General features: G+C 65.4%; 13 protein-coding genes and 2 pseudogenes. 9 read left to right on the plus strand and 6 right to left on the minus strand.

Annotation, left to right across the window (positions count from 1 at the left end):
• Position 1 precedes the first annotated feature (1 nt).
• From DXK50_RS23255 to DXK50_RS23290, 9 genes and pseudogenes are all read left to right on the plus strand, one after another.
• Complete coding sequence (locus tag DXK50_RS23255; RefSeq protein WP_212631903.1) at positions 2-1,447, plus strand: aldehyde dehydrogenase family protein; 1,446 nt, start codon at positions 2-4, stop codon at positions 1,445-1,447.
• Positions 1,448-1,452: 5 nt separating this feature from the next.
• A pseudogene (locus tag DXK50_RS25040) lies at positions 1,453-1,617 on the plus strand (rubredoxin); the annotation flags it as partial.
• A gap of 63 nt (positions 1,618-1,680) precedes the next feature.
• Positions 1,681-2,859, plus strand: coding sequence for an FAD-dependent oxidoreductase (locus DXK50_RS23260; RefSeq protein ID WP_249186999.1), 1,179 nt, complete (start codon positions 1,681-1,683; stop codon positions 2,857-2,859).
• Between the two features lie 12 nt (positions 2,860-2,871).
• Positions 2,872-4,200, plus strand: a complete 1,329-nt coding sequence (locus tag DXK50_RS23265) for an NAD(P)/FAD-dependent oxidoreductase (RefSeq protein ID WP_212631905.1) — start codon at positions 2,872-2,874, stop codon at positions 4,198-4,200.
• Positions 4,197-4,568 (plus strand): cupin domain-containing protein, encoded by a 372-nt coding sequence (locus DXK50_RS23270; RefSeq protein ID WP_212631906.1) that lies wholly within the window; start codon positions 4,197-4,199, stop codon positions 4,566-4,568. The genes DXK50_RS23265 and DXK50_RS23270 overlap by 4 nt, the downstream gene beginning before the upstream one ends.
• A gap of 80 nt (positions 4,569-4,648) precedes the next feature.
• Positions 4,649-5,935: an MFS transporter gene (locus tag DXK50_RS23275; protein ID WP_249186989.1), complete on the plus strand. Its 1,287-nt coding sequence runs from the start codon at positions 4,649-4,651 to the stop codon at positions 5,933-5,935.
• Between the two features lie 37 nt (positions 5,936-5,972).
• Positions 5,973-7,220, plus strand: coding sequence for a M24 family metallopeptidase (locus tag DXK50_RS23280; RefSeq protein WP_212631907.1), 1,248 nt, complete (start codon positions 5,973-5,975; stop codon positions 7,218-7,220).
• A 225-nt stretch (positions 7,221-7,445) separates the two neighbouring features.
• Positions 7,446-8,999, plus strand: a complete 1,554-nt coding sequence (locus tag DXK50_RS23285) for a BCCT family transporter (RefSeq protein WP_212631908.1) — start codon at positions 7,446-7,448, stop codon at positions 8,997-8,999.
• Positions 9,000-9,094: 95 nt separating this feature from the next.
• Positions 9,095-9,652 (plus strand): cysteine dioxygenase family protein, encoded by a 558-nt coding sequence (locus DXK50_RS23290; protein ID WP_212631909.1) that lies wholly within the window; start codon positions 9,095-9,097, stop codon positions 9,650-9,652.
• A 477-nt stretch (positions 9,653-10,129) separates the two neighbouring features.
• On the opposite strand, the gene DXK50_RS25595 is transcribed toward DXK50_RS23290, so the two are convergent.
• The 6 genes and pseudogenes from DXK50_RS25595 to dapA all read right to left on the minus strand — a co-directional run bounded on the left by DXK50_RS25595 (position 10,130) and on the right by dapA (position 17,142).
• Positions 10,130-11,011 (minus strand): methyl-accepting chemotaxis protein, encoded by an 882-nt coding sequence (locus tag DXK50_RS25595; protein ID WP_461818890.1) that lies wholly within the window; start codon positions 11,009-11,011, stop codon positions 10,130-10,132.
• Positions 10,988-12,085: pseudogene (locus DXK50_RS25600) on the minus strand (HAMP domain-containing protein); the annotation flags it as partial. The pseudogene DXK50_RS25600 and the gene DXK50_RS25595, both read right to left, overlap by 24 nt.
• A 116-nt stretch (positions 12,086-12,201) precedes the next feature.
• Positions 12,202-13,305 (minus strand): FAD-binding oxidoreductase, encoded by a 1,104-nt coding sequence (locus DXK50_RS23300; protein WP_212631911.1) that lies wholly within the window; start codon positions 13,303-13,305, stop codon positions 12,202-12,204.
• 59 nt (positions 13,306-13,364) lie between these two features.
• On the minus strand, positions 13,365-14,867 hold the full coding sequence (locus tag DXK50_RS23305; RefSeq protein WP_212631912.1) for an aldehyde dehydrogenase: 1,503 nt from the start codon (positions 14,865-14,867) through the stop codon (positions 13,365-13,367).
• Positions 14,868-14,897: 30 nt separating this feature from the next.
• On the minus strand, positions 14,898-16,226 hold the full coding sequence (locus DXK50_RS23310; RefSeq protein ID WP_212631913.1) for an NAD(P)/FAD-dependent oxidoreductase: 1,329 nt from the start codon (positions 16,224-16,226) through the stop codon (positions 14,898-14,900).
• 25 nt (positions 16,227-16,251) lie between these two features.
• Entirely contained in the window at positions 16,252-17,142 is an 891-nt protein-coding gene (gene dapA, locus DXK50_RS23315) for a 4-hydroxy-tetrahydrodipicolinate synthase (RefSeq protein WP_212631914.1), read from the minus strand.
• Between the last annotated feature and the right edge of the window lie 197 nt (positions 17,143-17,339).

Here is a 17,339-nt window from a genome sequence, read left to right on the forward strand (position 1 = left end):
CATGTACCCGATTGCCGAACACTGGTTGAACTATATCGACGGGCAGTGGTGCGACAGCGAGTCGCGCCTGACCGTCAACAATCCCGGCACCGGCGAGCCTGTGGCGAGTATCGCCCAGGCCTCGGTGGAGGATGCCGAGCGCGCCTTGCTGGCGGCGCGCCGTTGTGCCGACAGTGGCGAGCTGACCCGCGCCCGCCCGGCGCAGCGGGTGACCTGGTTGCTGCGCATCGCCGCGGAAATCCGCGCCGTGGCCGAGGAAGGTGCCTGGGTGCTGTGCCAGGAGAACGGCAAGAGCCTGAATGATGCCCGCGACGAGTTCATCGAGGCGGCGCGCTACTTCGAGTACTACGCCGGCATGGCGGACAAGATCGAGGGCACCTCGATCCCGCTGGGCGACGGCTACATGGACTTCACCGTCTACGATCCGATGGGCGTGTCGGCGCAGATCGTGCCGTGGAACTTCCCGGTTTCCATCTGCGCCCGCTCGCTGGCTCCGGCCCTGGCCGCCGGCAACGCGGTGGTGATCAAGTCGCCGGAACTGTCGCCGCTGGGCATGTGCGTGCTGGTCCACGCCATCGCCCGCGCCGGCCTGCCCAAGGGCGCGGTCAACCTGATCTGCGGCCGTGGTCGCGAGGTTGGCAGCCACCTGGTGCAGAGCGCCAAGGTCGACCAGATCGTCTTCACCGGCTCGGTGCCGACCGGCCAGACCATCCTGCGCGACGCCGCGGCGCATGCCATTCCCAGCGTCATGGAGCTGGGCGGCAAGTCGGCGGCCATCGCCTTCGCCGACGTCGACCGCGCGCAGTTGCTGGCCAGCGTCAAGGGCGGCATCTTCTTCAATGCAGGCCAGGTCTGCTCAGCCATGTCGCGCCTGCTGGTGCAGCGCGAAATCTACGAAGAAATCGTCTCCGCCGTGGTCGAGCTGGCCGAAGGGCTCAGCGTCGGTCTCGGCCAAGACAACCCAGACCTCACCCCGGTGGTCAGCGCCGGACAACTGGCCAGCATCGAAACCTTGTGTCGGCGCGCAATCGATGAGGGCGCGGTGGTGGCCACCGGTGGTGAGGCCTTCAGCGACCGCGCCGGGCATTTCATGCGGCCGACCGTATTCCGCGACGTGCGCCCTGACATGTGCATCGCCCAGGAGGAAGTCTTCGGCCCGGTGCTGGCGATCATTCCCTTCGACAGCGAGGAAGAGGCTCTGGCGATCGCCAACGGCACCGAGTTCGGCCTGGTCGCCGGCGTGTTCACCCAGGACATCAGCCGCGCCATGCGCTGCGCGCGCCGCCTCAAGTCCGGCCAGGTGTTCGTCAACGAGTGGTATGCCGGCGGCATCGAGACGCCGTTCGGCGGAGTGGGGCTGTCCGGTTTCGGCCGGGAGAAGGGCCAGGAAGCGCTGTACAGCTACGTGCGTACCAAGAACGTCGCCATTCGCGTGGCGGGGGAGTGAGCGAGATGTTCAAGACCTGGCTCTGTGTGGTCTGCGGCCTGATCTACGACGAGGCCCTGGGCTGGCCGGACGACGGCATTGTCGCCGGCACCCGCTGGGAGGACGTACCGGCGGACTGGAAGTGCCCGGAATGCAAGGTCGGCAAGGAAGATTTCGAGATGCTCGACATCAGCCCGGTGGTGGCCGCGGCTGCGGCTCCCGCTAGCACTCCGCTGCCTGCGGCGCCGCAAGCGATGCAACCGCTGGCCGCCGAACTGCGTCAGCCGATCGTCATCATCGGCAGCGGCTATGCCGGTTACGGCCTGGCCCAGGCGCTGCGCCGCGCCGATCCCGAGGTCGAGATCCGTGTCTTGACCCAGGAGTCCGGCCACCTGTATTCCAAGCCGGCATTGTCCATCGGCCTGGCCCAGGGCAAGACTGCCGACGCGCTGGCCGGCGAATCGGCCCTGGCCATCGAGAAGCGTCTGAAGATCCGCGTCTATCCGCATTGCAGGGTCGAGCGCATCGACGCCGCGGCGCGGCGCCTGCACACGAATATCGGCGAGATGGACTACGGCCAACTGGTGCTGGCCAGCGGCGCGGCGCCGATCCGTCTGCCGATCGAAGGCGACAGCGACGCGTTGATCAGCGTCAACAACCTGCACGACTACCATGCGTTTCGCGAGCGGCTGGTCGGCGTGCGCCGGGTGGCCATCCTCGGCGACGGCCTGATCGGCTGCGAGTTTGCCAACGATCTGGCGGCCAGCGGCTTCCAGGTCAGCGTGATCGGCCTCGGCCAGTGGCCGATGGAGCGCCTGCTGCCGGCCGAGGCCGGCCAGCAGTTGCAGGCGGCCCTGGCGGAACTGGGCGTGCGTTGGCATCTGCAGAACACCCTGCAGTGCATCGAGCGCGCCGAGCAGGGCTACCGCCTGACCCTGGCCAATGGCGAAAGCCTAGAAGCCGATCTGGTGCTGTCGGCCGTCGGGCTGCGGCCCAACCTGGAACTGGCTGAGAACGCCGGCCTCGCCGTTGGGCGTGGCATCCAGGTGGACGCCCGCCTGCAGTGCTCGCAACCGGGGATCTATGCCCTGGGCGATTGCATCGAAATCGACGGTCAGCTGCTGCCCTACCTGGCGCCGATCAACCAGGGCATCGCGGCCCTGTGCAAGACCCTGCTCGGCCAGCCGACCGCCGTCAGCTATCCGCTGATGCCGGTGACGGTGAAGACCCCGGCCGCGCCGCTGTGCCTGTTGCCGCCTGCCGTCGGCATTGCCGGCGAGTGGCGCTGCACGGCGACGGCTGATGGTCTCAGTGCCGGTTACTACGACGCCGCCGGCGCGCTGCATGGTTTTGTCCTGCTCGGCCGCCAAGCCCAAGCGCAGCGCAACAGCTGGCTGCAATCCTGTCAGAACGCACAACGGGCCGTGGCCTGAGGGCGCAAGAAAATGAACAAGAACGTCAATCTGCCCCACGACGATTCCAGCTGCGGCTGGTACGCCGCGCTGCCTGCCGCCGAGCCCGCCATCCGCCTGCAGGGCGAGCAACGCGCCGACTATGCGGTGATCGGCGCCGGCTTCGCCGGCCTGGCCGCCGCCCGGCGCTTGGCCGAGCACCACCCCGCGGCGCGCATCCTGCTGGTCGATGCCCAGCGCGTCGCCCAGGGCGCCTCGGGGCGCAACTCCGGCTTCGTCATAGACCTGCCGCACAAGTTCGCCCTGGAGCATCCCGATCCGGCGCACAAGCAGCGCCTGCTGGGCCTCAACCGTGCCGCCATCGCCCAATTGCAGGGGCTGATCGAACAGCACGGCATTGACTGCCAGTGGTCCCACGCCGGCAAATACCAGGGCGCCGTCGGGCCCCGTGGGATGGCCTATCTGCAGCACTTCGAGCGCCTGATGCAGGATCTCGGCGAGCCGTTCGAGTGGGTCGGGCGCAACGAGCTGGCCAAGGTGTTGGGTACCCAGCACTACAGTGGGGCCATCTTCACCCCGGGCTGCTATCTGATGCAGCCGGCGGCGCTGGTCACCGGTCTGGGCCGCTCGCTGCCGGGCAACGTCGAGCTGCTCGAAGAGTCGCCGATCCAGCGCCTGGAGCGCGACGGCCAGGGGGGGTGGATTCTGCACGGCAGCGCCGGGACCATCCGTACTCCATGCCTGCTGCTGGGCACCAGCATCTTCACCCAGGAATTCGGCTACCTGCGCAACCGCCTGCTGCCGGTGATGACGTTTGCCAGCTGGACCCGGCCACTGAACGACGCCGAGTTGGCCGTTTATGGCGGACAGCTCGACTGGGGGCTGACCCCGGCCGACCACGCTGGCACCACGGTGCGCATGACCCAGGATCGCCGCCTGATCATCCGCAACACCTACAAGCACGTGCCCAAGTACGGCAAGAGCACCAGCGATGCCATGCGCGAATCGATTCGCAACGATCACCGCAAGGCTTTCCTGGCGCGCTTCCCGCAACTGGCCAACGTGCCGTTCAGCCATACCTGGGGCGGCGTCTATGCGATCTCGCGCAACTTCACCAACTTCTTCGGCGAGCTGGAGCAGGGCGTCTTCGCCTCGGCCTGCGACAACGGCGTCGGCGCGGCCTGGGGCACGATTTCCGGGACGCTGCTGGCCGATCTGGCGGTCGGTGCCGACTCGCAGCAGCTGCGCGATATCCGTGCGGTCACCGGCATGCCGTCGCTGAATCCCCCTGAACCTTTCCTCGGCCTCGGCGTGCGCTCGCGCATTCGCCTGGCGGCCTGGAACAGCCGGAGCGAGCTATGAGTCAGGGTACTTCCGGCAAAGGGCCGGTGCTGTTGGTCGATCATCGCGACCTGGACTTCGTGCCGCGCGGCGGACCGCCCGGCGCCGCCTTCGTGGCACGGGCGATCAGCAACGAAGTTTCGCCGAACATCGGCGTCGGTTTCGCCCGCTGGGAGGGCGCGGAGGTGGCCTGGACCCTGCTGTACGACGAGGTAATCTTCGTCATCCAGGGCTGCTTCGAGCTCAAGGCCAACGGCGAGCTGTACCGGGTCGAACCGGGCCAGCTGCTGTGGATTCCCGAGGGCACCGAGCTGGTCTACGGCGGCCATGCGCTGTTCGGCTACGTGGTGCATCCGGGCGACTGGAAGCAAAGACACGGTCTGGCGTAGTCGATGAATACCCTCGTGTTCCTATTCGCAGGGGCGCAAGCCCTCTTTGCCTGCCGCTGCGGGAGCCGGGGGGCGATTCGATGCTTGGCCTGACTCGGGCCTTCGCGGCGCTGTATCTGTCCAGCCTGCTGATGCAACTCGGTTCGAATCTGCTGATGACCTACCTCGCCTTGCGCGTGGTCGCCAACGGCCTGGACGAGTTCTGGGGCGGTGCGTTGATGGCGGCCAATGCCCTGGGCATGGTGATCGGCTGGAAGGCCGGCCAGATCCTGATCGGGCGTGTCGGTCATATCCGAGCCTATGTCGCCTGCGGCGGGGTGATCTGCGCGGGCGTGCTGGTCCACGCCTTCAGCGACGCTCTGTCTCTGTGGCTGGTGCTGCGCGCGCTGGTGGGCGTGGCCTGGATGTGCCAGCTGATGGTGCTGGAGAGCTGGCTGAACCACTCCGCGCGAAGCGATCAGCGCGGCAGCGTGCTGGGCATCTACATGGTGGCGGTGTACGTCGGCATGATTCTCGGCCAGCTGGCCTTGAGTCTGGATGGCGATCTCGGCATTCACACCCTGCTCGGCATCGTCATCGCCTTTGCCCTGAGTCAGGTGCCGATGGCACTGACGCGCATACCCCATCCGGAATCGACGCAACCGCAGTCGATCGATCCACGCCTGTTCCTGCGCAAGGTGCCGCAGTCATTGTTTACCGTCCTGGTGTCGGGGATGCTCAACGGCAGCTTCTTCGCCCTGGCATCGATCTACGCCAGCCGGCAGGGCTTGGGTATCGCCCAGGTCGGCCAGTTCATGGCGCTGACTATCGCGGCCGGCTTGCTCGCCCAGCTGCCATTGGGCTGGCTTTCCGACCGGCTGCCGAGGGTGAGTCTGATTCGCGCCACGGCGCTACTGCTGGCGCTGGCATGCCTACCCTTGGGTTTCTACCAGGGGCTGTCGTTCCCGGTATTGCTGCTGTGCGGCGTGCTGATCGGCTTTCTGCAGTTCTGCCTGTATCCGTTGGGCGTGGCTCTGGCCAATGACAACATCGAGCCCGAGCTGCGGGTTTCCCTGGCCGGCCTGTTGCTGGTGGCGTTCGGTATCGGCGCCGGGCTCGGCCCGTTGCTGGCCGGCGCGCTGATGGAGCACTTCGGCTCCGGCAGCCTCTATTACTTCTTCGCCGCCTGTTCCGGCCTGCTGGTATTGGCGGTGAGCCAGAAACGGGTGACCGGCGAATATCTCCAGGCGGACGCGCCGCTGCACCACCAGGCCACTCCGGTTGGCCTCGCCTGCGCCACCCTGGCCGCGGTGGTGGAGCCCGCCCTGGGCAGCGAAGACCAGCAAACCGAGACGCCGTTGAGCGTCGTCGACCCGCCCGAGGGCTAACGGCGCCGCCCATTTCTAATCCCAAGGAAGCCCTGCCGTGTTCGAAAACAAGAATAAGTACCTAGCCGACGAGGCCGCCACGCAGCCTTTGCGCAACCCGGTCAGCGTCGAGACCCACGAGGCAGCGCGTAGCTATCGCCTACAGCGAGTGCGTCAGCAACTGAAGGCCGCCGATTGCGCGGCCATCCTGCTGTACGACCCCGTGAACATCCGCTACGCCACCGACACCTCGAACATGCAGGTATGGACCCTGCATAACTACGCCCGCTATGCGCTGGTGTTCGCCGAAGGGCCGGTGGTGCTGTTCGAGTTCCACAACTGCGAGCATCTGCACCAAGGCAACGAACTGCTCGACGAGATCCGTCCGGCGATCAACTGGAGCTATTTCGGTGCCGGTTCGCGCATAGGCGAGAAGGCCGTGGCCTGGGCCGACGATTTGCGCGCAGTGATCCGCCGGCATGCCGGCGACAAGGTGCGTCTGGCGGTGGACAAGGCCGACCTGGAAGGACTCGATCTGCTGCGCGAGGGTGGTCTATGCCTGGTGGAAGGTCACAGCCTGATGGAGGAGGCGCGGCGGATCAAATCCACCGAGGAGCTGGAGCTGATGCGCTGGACCATCGCCGTGTGCGAGCGTGGCATCCAGCGCATGCACGACGAACTGCGCCCCGGCATGACCGAGAACGAGCTGTGGGCCTGGCTGCACTACGAGAACGTGCGCCACGGTGGTGAATGGATCGAGACCCGCCTGCTGGCCTCGGGGCCGCGTACCAATCCCTGGATGCAGGAGTCCAGCGACCGGGTGATGCAGGAAGGCGAGATCGTCTGCTTCGACACCGACCTGATCGGCCCCTACGGCTACTGCGCCGACATCTCTCGAGCCTGGACTGTCGGCCACGTCGCCCCCAGCGCCGAGCAGCGCAAGCTCTATCGCCTGGCCCATGAACAGGTACAGCACAACATGACGCTGTTGCGTCCGGGCTTGAGTCACCGCGAGTTCGTCGAGCAGTCCTGGGATATTCCGCCGGCCTACTGGCACAACCGTTATTGCTGCGTGGTGCACGGCGTCGGCCTGGTCGACGAGTACCCGGCCCTGGCGCACAAGGGCGCCGACTGGACCGGCAGCGGCTACGACGGGGTATTCGAGGAAAACATGGTGCTCTGCGTGGAGAGCTATATCGGCGAGCAGGGCGGCAAGGAGGGCATCAAGCTGGAGCAGCAGGTGCTGATCACCGCCAACGGCTGCGAAGCCCTGTCGCGCTACCCGTGGCAAACGGACTGGTTGTGAGGGGGCCACAGGATCGGGCGGTGGAAGGTACCACTTTGGCAGTGCGAGGCTCCGCTCTATTGATGATGAAAAATCATGAATTGCGGAGATTAAATGGTTTGTCCCAGGCATGACCCTGCCTGACCATGAGGTATCTGCAGAGCTTTAAACACTGGAAAAAACCAAGTTTTCCGGTGCGACCTCCTGCAGACAGAAGTAATTACAAGAACAAATAGAGGTGCGTGCATGAAACCTGTAACAGCGGAAGGCCTGGACACTCGGGATTTCAATATTCGAGTGCTGGGTTTCAACTTCCATCGCGTTATTTTCCCCCTGTCGTTCTCGATAACCTTTGCCCTGGTTCTGCTGGCACTGAGCAACCCGGTAGTCTTCGGCCAGACGCTCGAAGGCATCAAAGGCTGGATTCTGCAGAACTGCGACTGGTTCATCATCATCATGGGCAACCTGGCCGTGCTGTTCTGCGCTGGCCTGGCGCTGTCTCCTCTGGGCAAGGTGCGTTTGGGCGGGCGCGACGCCAGGCCCGAGTTCAGCACGCTGTCCTGGTTCTCCATGATGTTCGCCGCAGGTATGGGCGTAGGCCTGCTCTACTGGGGCGTGGCCGAGCCGGTGGCCCAGTACACCGCCTGGTGGAAGACGCCCCTCGAAACAGCTGCCAACACGCCCGAGGCCCAGCATGCGGCGATGGGCGCCACACTGTTTCACTGGGGCTTCCATCCCTGGGCCATCTATCTGACCAGCGCGCTGGTGGTCGGCTACTTCTCCTACAACAAGGGGCTTCCGCTGTCCCTGAGTTCGGGCCTGCAGCCGCTGATCGGTAAGGCGCACAAGGGCCTGCCGGGGCAACTGGTCGACGTGTTCACCGTGGTACTGACCGTCTTCGGCCTGGCCACCTCCCTGGGCCTCGGCGCCATGCAGGCCACCGCTGGTTTCTCCCATGTATTGGGCGTGCCCAACACCTTCACCTTTCAACTGCTGTTCATCGCGGCCGTCACCGGTATCGCCGCGATTTCCCTGTGGCGCGGGCTGGATGCCGGGGTCAAGTTGCTGAGCAACATCAACATGCTGCTGGCCTTGGGGCTGTTCCTGTTGGTGGTGGTGGGTATCGGCGTGCTGGAATTCTTCTTCGGCGTACTGACGACCACGCTCGATTACGGTCGCTACTTCCTGCCTCTGAGCAACTGGGTCGATCGCCCCGATCAGGACTGGTTCCAGGGCTGGACCGTGTTCTACTGGGCCTGGTGGTGCACCTGGGGGCCGCTGGTCGGCATCTTCGTCGCGCGTGTCTCCAGAGGCCGCACCCTGCGCCAGATGGTGGGCATGGTGATGCTCGCACCGACCGTGGTGGCTGTGCTCTGGTTCGCCGCCTTCGGTGGCGGCGCCATCGCCCAGGTCATCGATGGCAGCGGGGCGTTGGCGGCAGGTTTGAGCGACGTCAACATGGCCATCTTCCAGTTCCTCGAAGTGCTGCCGCTGGGAGGCATCGCCTCGCTGCTGGTCGTGGCGTTGCTGATCATCTTCATGGTCACCTCCGTCGACTCCGGCGCCATGGTCGTCGACAACCTGGCCGCCGGCGGCGATCCCGATACCCTGCCGCTGCAGCGAGTGCTCTGGCTGGTGATGATCGCCTTGGTCACGGTCACGCTGTTCGTGGTGGGCGGCGATACCGCGCTGAAGGGCATCCAGGCCGGCGCGATCGCCATGGGCCTGCCGTTCATGGTCCTGATGCTGCTGCTCATGATCGGCCTGGTGAAGGGGCTGATCAGGGACTGCCGTAGCTGAACGATCAGCCCAGGGGTTGTTGCATAACCCGCCTCTGCGCCTGATCCGATCATGGGCGCAGGGGCGTTTTTCGTAGTGTGTTCGGGAGCGTAAAAATGGCCTACGGTCTGATGGGGTTCATCAGAGATTTGCGCCGGGTCGTCGCCTCGGCGACAGACGAGGCGAGTATTCTCGCGCAAGTGGAGCCGCTGGCTCGACGGATGGCTCAGCTGCCAGACTGGCTTAATGACTCGATGTACGAGGCCGATCCCGCATGCGGCTACGGCACCACGTTGCTGCATGTGGAGGCCGACCAGACCTTGTTCGTGGTAGTGGACAGCTGGCTTCCCGGGCGTGGCGTCGAGCCCCACGACCATGGCACCTGGGCCGCGGTGGTAGGGCTGGTGGGGGAGGAGCGCAATTGCTTCTGGCAACGTACGGACGATGGGTCGAATGCGCCGGGCAGCGTCGAGTTGCAGCGCCTCGAAGAGCATCGAATAGGGCCGGGCGAGGTCTTGCTGATGCCGAGCGGAACCATACATAGCGTGACGAACGATTCCGCTGCCGTGACCCTGTCCTTGCATATCTACGGACGGCATCTCAACTGTACGGACCGGCGCTTGTTCGACTTGCAGAACAAATGCGAGCGCCCCTTTCTAATAGAGCCCCGCTAACGGCCTCAAGGGCCGTCGGCCGGCTCCCAGCCGATTAACGCGCCGACATCTTTCAGGTCGCAAGCGGAGGCTGGCAGCTCGTCGCGGTGGGATTCGCTGCGCTAGTTGCCGCCAGCGGATGACGGCTCGGGTCTCAAGACTATCCGCAATCCCACGGCCATTAACGGCCGCATACCGCTAGCTGTCGAATGTTGAGCCTGAAGACGGGGCAGGCGATAGCAGCCGAGATCTGCGTATGGCCTGGGGAGAGAAGACAGTCGCCATCAGAGGCGCCATCCTTTTCCTCAACTGCGCCGTCACGCGGAAGCGTCTGATTCGGCGTCAGGGTAGTACATAGGTCGGGCACGATAAGTGCGGCGGCGTTCGGTGGCGCTGCACAGGCCGTGGTTGGTTTGCACGATCGCTTCTGCCATCCTGCCTTGCCTGGGCTTACCTCGCCCGCACTGTATAGCGCGAGGGGCGAGGAGAGCGAATGATCTAGGTACGAAACTCCGCCACCAGCGCCTGCAACTCGCCGCCCAGGCGCGCCAGTTCGGCGCTCGAGGCGGCGGTCTGCTGGCTGGCGTTGGCGCTCTGCTCGCCAATGTCGCGCACCCGGGTCACGCTCTCGCTGATGTTTTCCGCCACCGCACTCTGCTGCTCGGCCGCGGCGGCGATCTGCTGGTTCATCTGCTCGATGGTGCTCACCGCCTGGGTGATGCGCGCCAGGGCGTCACCGGCCTGCGCGGCGAGGGCGACGGTGTGCTGGGTCAGGTCGCGGCTGGCGTCCATCTGCTGCGCTGCACCCTTGACCATGCGCTGCAGCCTGGCGATCAGGCCTTCGATCTCCTCGGTCGAGTCGTGGGTGCGCCGCGCCAGTGCGCGCACCTCGTCGGCAACCACGGCGAAGCCGCGGCCCTGGTCGCCGGCCCGCGCGGCTTCGATGGCGGCATTGAGCGCCAGCAGGTTGGTCTGCTCGGCAACGCTGCGGATCACTTCCAGCACGCCGCCGATTCGTTCGCTCTCCTGGTTCAGCGCGGCGATCGCCTCGGTCGACTGCTCGACCTCCGTGGCCAATTCGCCGATCTGGCTCACTGCCTGCTGCACCACCCGGTTGCCCTGCTGCGCCTCGTGATCCGCGTCGCGTGCGGCCAACGAGGCCTGTTCGGCGTTTTGTGCCACCTCCTGTACGGTGGCGGCCATCTGGTGCATGGCGGTGGCGGTCTGTTCGGTTTCAAGTTTCTGACTCTGTACCCCGGCGCTGGTCTGTGCGGTGACCGCCGACAGTTGTTCGGCCGCCGTGGCGATCTGCCCCACCCCGCCGCCAATGCGGCAGACCAGGGTACGCAGGCTGACGGTCATGCCCTGCATCGCCGCCATCAGTTGGCCCAGTTCGTCGCGGCGCCGCTGCTGCAGGTCCTGGCTCAGATCACCGCTGGCGATGCGCTGGGCGAAGGCCACGCTCTGGCGCAGGGGGGCGATGATCGAGCGGGAGATCAGCAGGGCGGCGAGCAAGCCGAGCACCACGGCGGCGCCGCCAATGGCGCCGAGCAGGATCGGCGCACGCTCGCTGGTGGTCGTCATCCGCCGGCCTTCCTCGGTCTGCGCCGTTTCCGCCAGACCGAGTACCGCACCGGCCCGCTCGATCATCGCGTCCTCGGCGCTGCGGCTCTGTTCGCGGGTCTGCTGGTAGTTGGCGAAGGCCTGCTGGTAACTGACCAGGGCTTGCAGCGCGCCGTCGATCACCTCCTTCTGCTCCTCGTTGAGCCAGCTGCGCATGCTGCCAGCGACATTGCGCAGGTCCTCGCTGATGCGCGACCAGCGGTTCAGTGCCTCACTCGAACCGTCGATGATGAACAGGCTTTCCTGGCCACGCAGATCCAGCATGCGCTTGCTCAGCCCGGAGGCGGTCTCGGCCAGTGCCAGCGGGTCTCTGCCGCGCATGCCAGTGGATTGTTTGAGCAGTTCGCGCACGGCGTCATACATGTCCAGCTCCACCACTTCGAACTGATCGCGCGCCTCGGTGGCGGCTTCGTCCATGGCCAGGCGTGCCTCTCGCGCGCGCTCCTGCAATTCGACATAGCGGTCGAACTGCTGACGGTACTCGGCGGCGGCTTGCTGCATCTCGCTGACTGGCGTGCGCTGCGATTGCGACGCGCTGCGCGACAGATGTTCGAGCAGCTCCTGCAGATGCAGCAGGCTGTCGCGCACCCGGCTGGCGCTCTCGACGCTCTGCTCGACGGCGAAGCTGCGTTCCAGGCGGCGCGCCTGCAGGATCTGCATATTCACAGCGGCCAGTCGTTCGACCTGCTCGTGGCCCTGCAACACCGCGCGCACGGCCAGAAAGCCGCTGGCCGTGACGGCGAGGGTAAGCAGCAACACCAGGGAAAAGCCACAGAAGAGCTTCTTGCCCACGCCAATGTCGGTGAACAGGCGGGTGGCGGATTGCAGCATATGCACAGCTCCATTGTTGTTATTGGAAGCGCCGTGCTCGCCCGCAGGCGGAGCGCGCCAGATGGCGCTGAAGGAGGAGGCTCAACGGGGCAGGGGCCGCCTGCCCGCATGGAGCGCTAATACTCGACGGTCACCGCTTCGGTCACCCGTGAGCAGCAGCTCAGTACGTAGCCTTCCGCGATTTCTTCCTCGGTGATTCCGCCGTTGTGTTCCATAGCCGCCGTGCCACTGGCCAGGCGCACCTTGCAGGTGCCGCAGATACCCATGCCGCAGGCCTTGGGAATGGTCAGGCCGGCACTGGCCGCAGCTTCGTAGAGGGTCGTGCCCAGCTCTGCCTGAACCGACTTGCCGGACTCGCTGAAGGTCACCCAATGACTGGCCTGCGGCGTCTCGCTCTGCGCTACCTCGGCCTGTTTCTCGGCGGCGGCGATATCCTCGTCGGGCGTCGCGCCGAAAGACTCCTCGTGGTAGCGCGACATGTCGTAGCCGGCTTCGCCGAGGATGCGCCGTACCGCGCGCATGTAGGGCGTCGGGCCGCAGCAGAACACCTCGCGCTCGAGGAAGTCCGGTGCGATCAGTTGCAGCATTTCGCGACTGAGGAACCCGCGGTAGCCGCCCCAGACCTGACCGATTTCGTTGCGCTCGCAGATCAGGTGCAGCTTGAAGTTGTCGATGCGCGTGGACATGTAGTCCAGTTCGGCGCGGTAGATGATGTCGGCCGGGGTGCGTGCGCTGTGGGCGAACACCATGTCGACTTCGCCGTTGGTGTTGAAGAACCAGCGGGCCATGGACATCACCGGGGTGATGCCGACGCCACCGGACAGCAGCAACACCTTGTCAGCGGGAAAGTCGATGCAGTTGAACTGGCCGACCGGGCCGTGCACCGCGATCACGTCGCCTTCCTCGAGGTTGTCGTGCAGCCAGTTCGACACCCTGCCGCCGGGTACGCGCTTGACCGTGATGGAGAAGCTGTAGGGAATCGAGGGGGCGCTGGAAATAGTGTAGGAGCGCATCACCTGCTGGCCGTCGATCTCCAGTTCCAGGGTGACGAACTGCCCTGGCTTGAAGAAGAACAGCACTGGCTCCTGCATACTGAAACAGTAGGTGATGACATCCGCAGTCTCGCGGATCACCTTGAGGCAGCGCACCAGATGCCGGCCGTTGGCCCAGGTCTGGGTGTTGACCGGATTGAGGTAGACGTTGCTGCTGATGCTGCTCATGTTGGTTCTCTATATCAGGGACGCGCCCGGCTGCTGTCAGCCGGGGCGCATCGGGGGACTCAGGACAATTGAATCCAGGTGGTCTTCAGTTCGCAGTACTGGTCGTGGGCGTACACCGACTTGTCGCGGCCGCCGAAACCGGACTGCTTGTAGCCGCCGAACGGGGTGCAGATATCACCCTCGGAGAAGCAGTTGACCGACACGGTGCCGGCGCGGATGGCCGCAGCCACGCGGTGGGCCGTGTTGATGTTGGCGGTCCACAGCGAGGCGGCCAGGCCGTAGCAGGTGTCGTTGGCGATGGCGATGGCTTCTTCCTCGGTGTCGAAGGTGATCACCGCCAGCACCGGGCCGAAGATCTCCTCTTGGGCCACCGAGGCGGCATTGGAGTCGACTTCGAAGATGGTCGGGGCGACGAAGTAGCCACCGCTCTGCTCGTGCAGGCGCACGCCGCCGGTGATCAGCTTGCTACCCTCGGCCTTGGCCTGGGCGATATGGCTCAGGACCTTCTCCATGTGCGCCTGTTCGATCAGCGCGCCGAGGCGCACGGCCGGATCCAGCGGGTCGCCGGTGACCCAATCCGCCAGCTGGCTCTGCAGCTCCTCGAGCAGGGCGTCCTTGATCGAGCGATGCACGATCAGGCGAGAGCCGGCCGAACAGTTCTCCCCCATGTTCCAGAAAGCCGCGGCGAGCACGTTGCTGGCCACTGCCGAGAGATCGCCGGCATCATCCATGACCACCTGCGGGTTCTTGCCGCCGCACTCGAGAACCACGCGCTTGAGGTTGCTCTTGGCCGAATACTCGAGGAACAGACGACCGACTTCGGTGGAGCCGGTGAAGGCCGCCAGGTCGATATCCGGGTGCAGGCCGATGGCCTTGCCGGCGGTATGGCCGAGGCCCGGTACCACGTTGAGCACGCCGGCCGGGATGCCGGCCTCGAAAGCCAGTTCGGCCAGGCGCAGGGTGGCCAGGGAGGTCAGCTCGGCGGGCTTGAGCACCACGCTGTTGCCGGTGATCAGAGCCGGGCCGAGCTTCCAGCCGGCCATCATGCAGGGGAAGTTCCACGGCAGCACGGCGCCGACCACGCCGATCGGCTCGCGGCGAATCATGCCGACGTTGCCAGGGTTGGATGGCGAAATGGCGTCGTACAGCTTATCGCCGGCCTCGGCGTGCCAGCGGATGGTGTTGGCGGTGTCAGGAATGTCGATGCCGAAGCACTCGCCCACCGGCTTGCCGGCTTCCAGGGATTCGAGCACTGCCAGCTCCAGACGGTTGGCGTCGATCAGGTCGGCGAAGCGCAGCATGATGGCCTTGCGCTCGGCCGGCGCCAGGCGCGACCAGACCCCGGCCTCGAAGGCGGCGCGGGCGGCCTGCACGGCGGCATCGACATCCTCGGCGTCGCATGCGGCCACTTCGGTCAGCACCTTGCCGGTCGCCGGGTTGAGGGTGTTGAAGGTGGTACCGGAACGGGCGGGGACGAAGCGGCCGTTGATGAAGGCCTGGTTGCGATATTCCAGGCGCTCGATCTGCTCGTTGATGGCGCTGCGGGTGAGGGCGTCGCTCATGATGATTCTCCTGAAGTGGGGTGACTGTTCTTAGAGTTCTACGCCGGCGGTCCACTCTTTCCAGGCGAGGGACGAGCGCACGCCGATGCCGAGGAAGGGCTCCGGCGGGTTACGGCAGGGTTTGGGTTGTTCGAGCATGATGCTCAGCAGGTCGCTGTCCATTCCCAGGGCATATTCGGCGATCAACTTGCCGGAGATGGTGCCGCGGGTCAGGCCCAGGCCGTTGCAGCACACCGCGCTGAACACGTTGGGCGCGATCTCGCCGAACTGCGAGCCGGAATTGCGCGACAGGCACAGGGCGCCGCCCCAGGTGTATTCGAACTCGATGCCCGGTAGCATCGGGAAGCGATTTTCGTAGGAGCGGCGATGCGCTCGCTTGACCCGCTCCAGGGTGCCGGCCGAGGCGTGTACATCCGGGTTGTAGGTGAACGAGTTGCGGATGCAGATACGCCCGCTGGCCAGACGCCGCACCGTAGTGCCCAGCGGATCGGCCGGGATCAGCCCCCAGCTTTCCTCGCCGCCCAGGCGTGCCAGTTCCTCGGCGCTCAGCTGACGGGTCATGCTGGCGTAGGTGTAGATCGGTAGCAGGCGCCCCTTGAGGCCCAGCTCGCCGAAGTTGGAGGCGTAGGCGTTGTTAGCCAGGATCAGGCGCGGCGTCTGCACACGGCCATGGGCCGTGGTCAAAGTGTGCGGTTTACCCACCTCGATATTGAGCACCGGGCTTTCTTCGAACAGCTGCACGTTCTCCGGCAGCGTGCGGCCCAGCCCGCGGGTCAGCGCCGCCGGCTGCACCAGCACGCAACCAGGTGCATGCAGGCCGGCCTGGTAGAAGTCGCTGCCGGTGACCGCCTTCATTTCCTGGGCACTGAGCAGGCGATAGGGCTCGCCGAGCGATGACAGGCCCTTGGCGAACGACTCCAGGGCATGGGCGCCACGCGCATTGGCGGCACCGTGCAGCTTGCCCTGTTCGCGCCAGTCACAGTCGATGCCGTGACGCTTGACGATCTCGCGGGTGTAGTCGATAGCGCCGCGACTGAGGCGGATGATCTTGTGATCGGCCTCATGGCTGCTGGTGTAGCTGTGCGAGTTCAGGTCGTGCGGCAGGTCGACCATGAATCCGGAGTTGCGTCCGGCGGCGCCGAAGCCGACGCGCTTGGCCTCGATTAGCACCACCCGGGCCTGCGGCTGAAGCTCGGCCAGGCGGCGGGCGGCAGCGAGGCCGGTCAGCCCGGCGCCGAGCACCACCCAGTCGGCCTGCACGGCGCCGCGCAGCGGCGTGCTGGGCGGCGGCGGAGGCAGGGTTTCGTACCAACCGCAGTGACCGTCGTCCTGGGGCAGGAAGTTGCATTGCAGTTGCATGGAAGCTGCCTCCGGGTCAGGCCTGTTAGGCGCGATGGGCGATCAGTTGCTCATAGGTCTGCTTGAACACGGTCAGCTCGGCCTCGCTCGGTGGCAGCAGCGGGCGACGGGTCGGGCCCACCGGCAGGCCGGCCAGCTCGCAGCCGGCCTTGATGTACTGGCAGAATTTGCCGCCACCTTCGAGCAGGTTGAGCATCGGCAGCAGGCGCTGGGCCAGCTGGCGACCCTTGATCATGTCCTGCTCGACCACACAGGCCTGGTACAGGGCGACATGCTCGGGGGCGAGGAAGTTGGAGGCGCCGCATACCCAGCTGCGCGCGCCCCAGGCAAAGAACTCCAGTACCTGGTCGTCCATCCCGCAGCTGACCTGCAGTTGATCGGCATAGTCCTGAGTCAGGTGGTGCATGCGCTCGATCGAGCCGGTGCTTTCCTTAATCGCCTGGAAGTTCGGTCGGCTCTTGAGTGCGTCGATGAACTCGAAGCTCATCGGCGTGCCGGTACGCGCAGGGAAGTTGTAGAGCATGATCGGCAGGTCGAGGGCGTCGTCGACGCTGAGGGCGTGGGCGAGCAGTTCGTCCTGGGTCGGCTGGCAGTAGTAGGGCGCGGCGAGCAGGATGCAATCGAAGCCGGCGGTCTTGGCGTAGCGGCCCAGGTCGAGGCTTTCCTCGGTGCTGGTGGCGTTGATCCCGGCCATCAGCGGAATACGGCCCTTCGCTTGCTCGGCGACTGCGGCGAACACCTGCTTACGCTCGGCGTTGCTCAGAGCATAGTACTCACCGGTGGTGCCGCCGATGATCAGGCCATGGACGCCTTGGCCGATCAGCGTGTCGACGACCTTGGCCAACACCTCGAAATCGATCGCGCCGCTGGCGCTGAAGGGTGTTACCACGGGAGTCCAGATACCATCGAAATTCATAGGGCCACCTAGTTGCAAAGAGTTGAATGTGCGGTCTAGTTCGAGAAAAAGGTTACGGGCGATCTTTGCGAGGCAACAAGAAACATTTAGGGGCGGGAATTAATAATCAAATGTTATTGATTGGAGTCGTGGTGACTGCAAATGCCGAAAAACGTGTCGAGAAATCGTGGCCATAAAAAAACCTGCCGTTGGCAGGT

The sequence above is a fragment of the Pseudomonas sp. KB-10 genome (assembly GCF_018221585.1).
In the GTDB taxonomy this organism is placed as follows: domain Bacteria; phylum Pseudomonadota; class Gammaproteobacteria; order Pseudomonadales; family Pseudomonadaceae; genus Aquipseudomonas; species Aquipseudomonas yangonensis.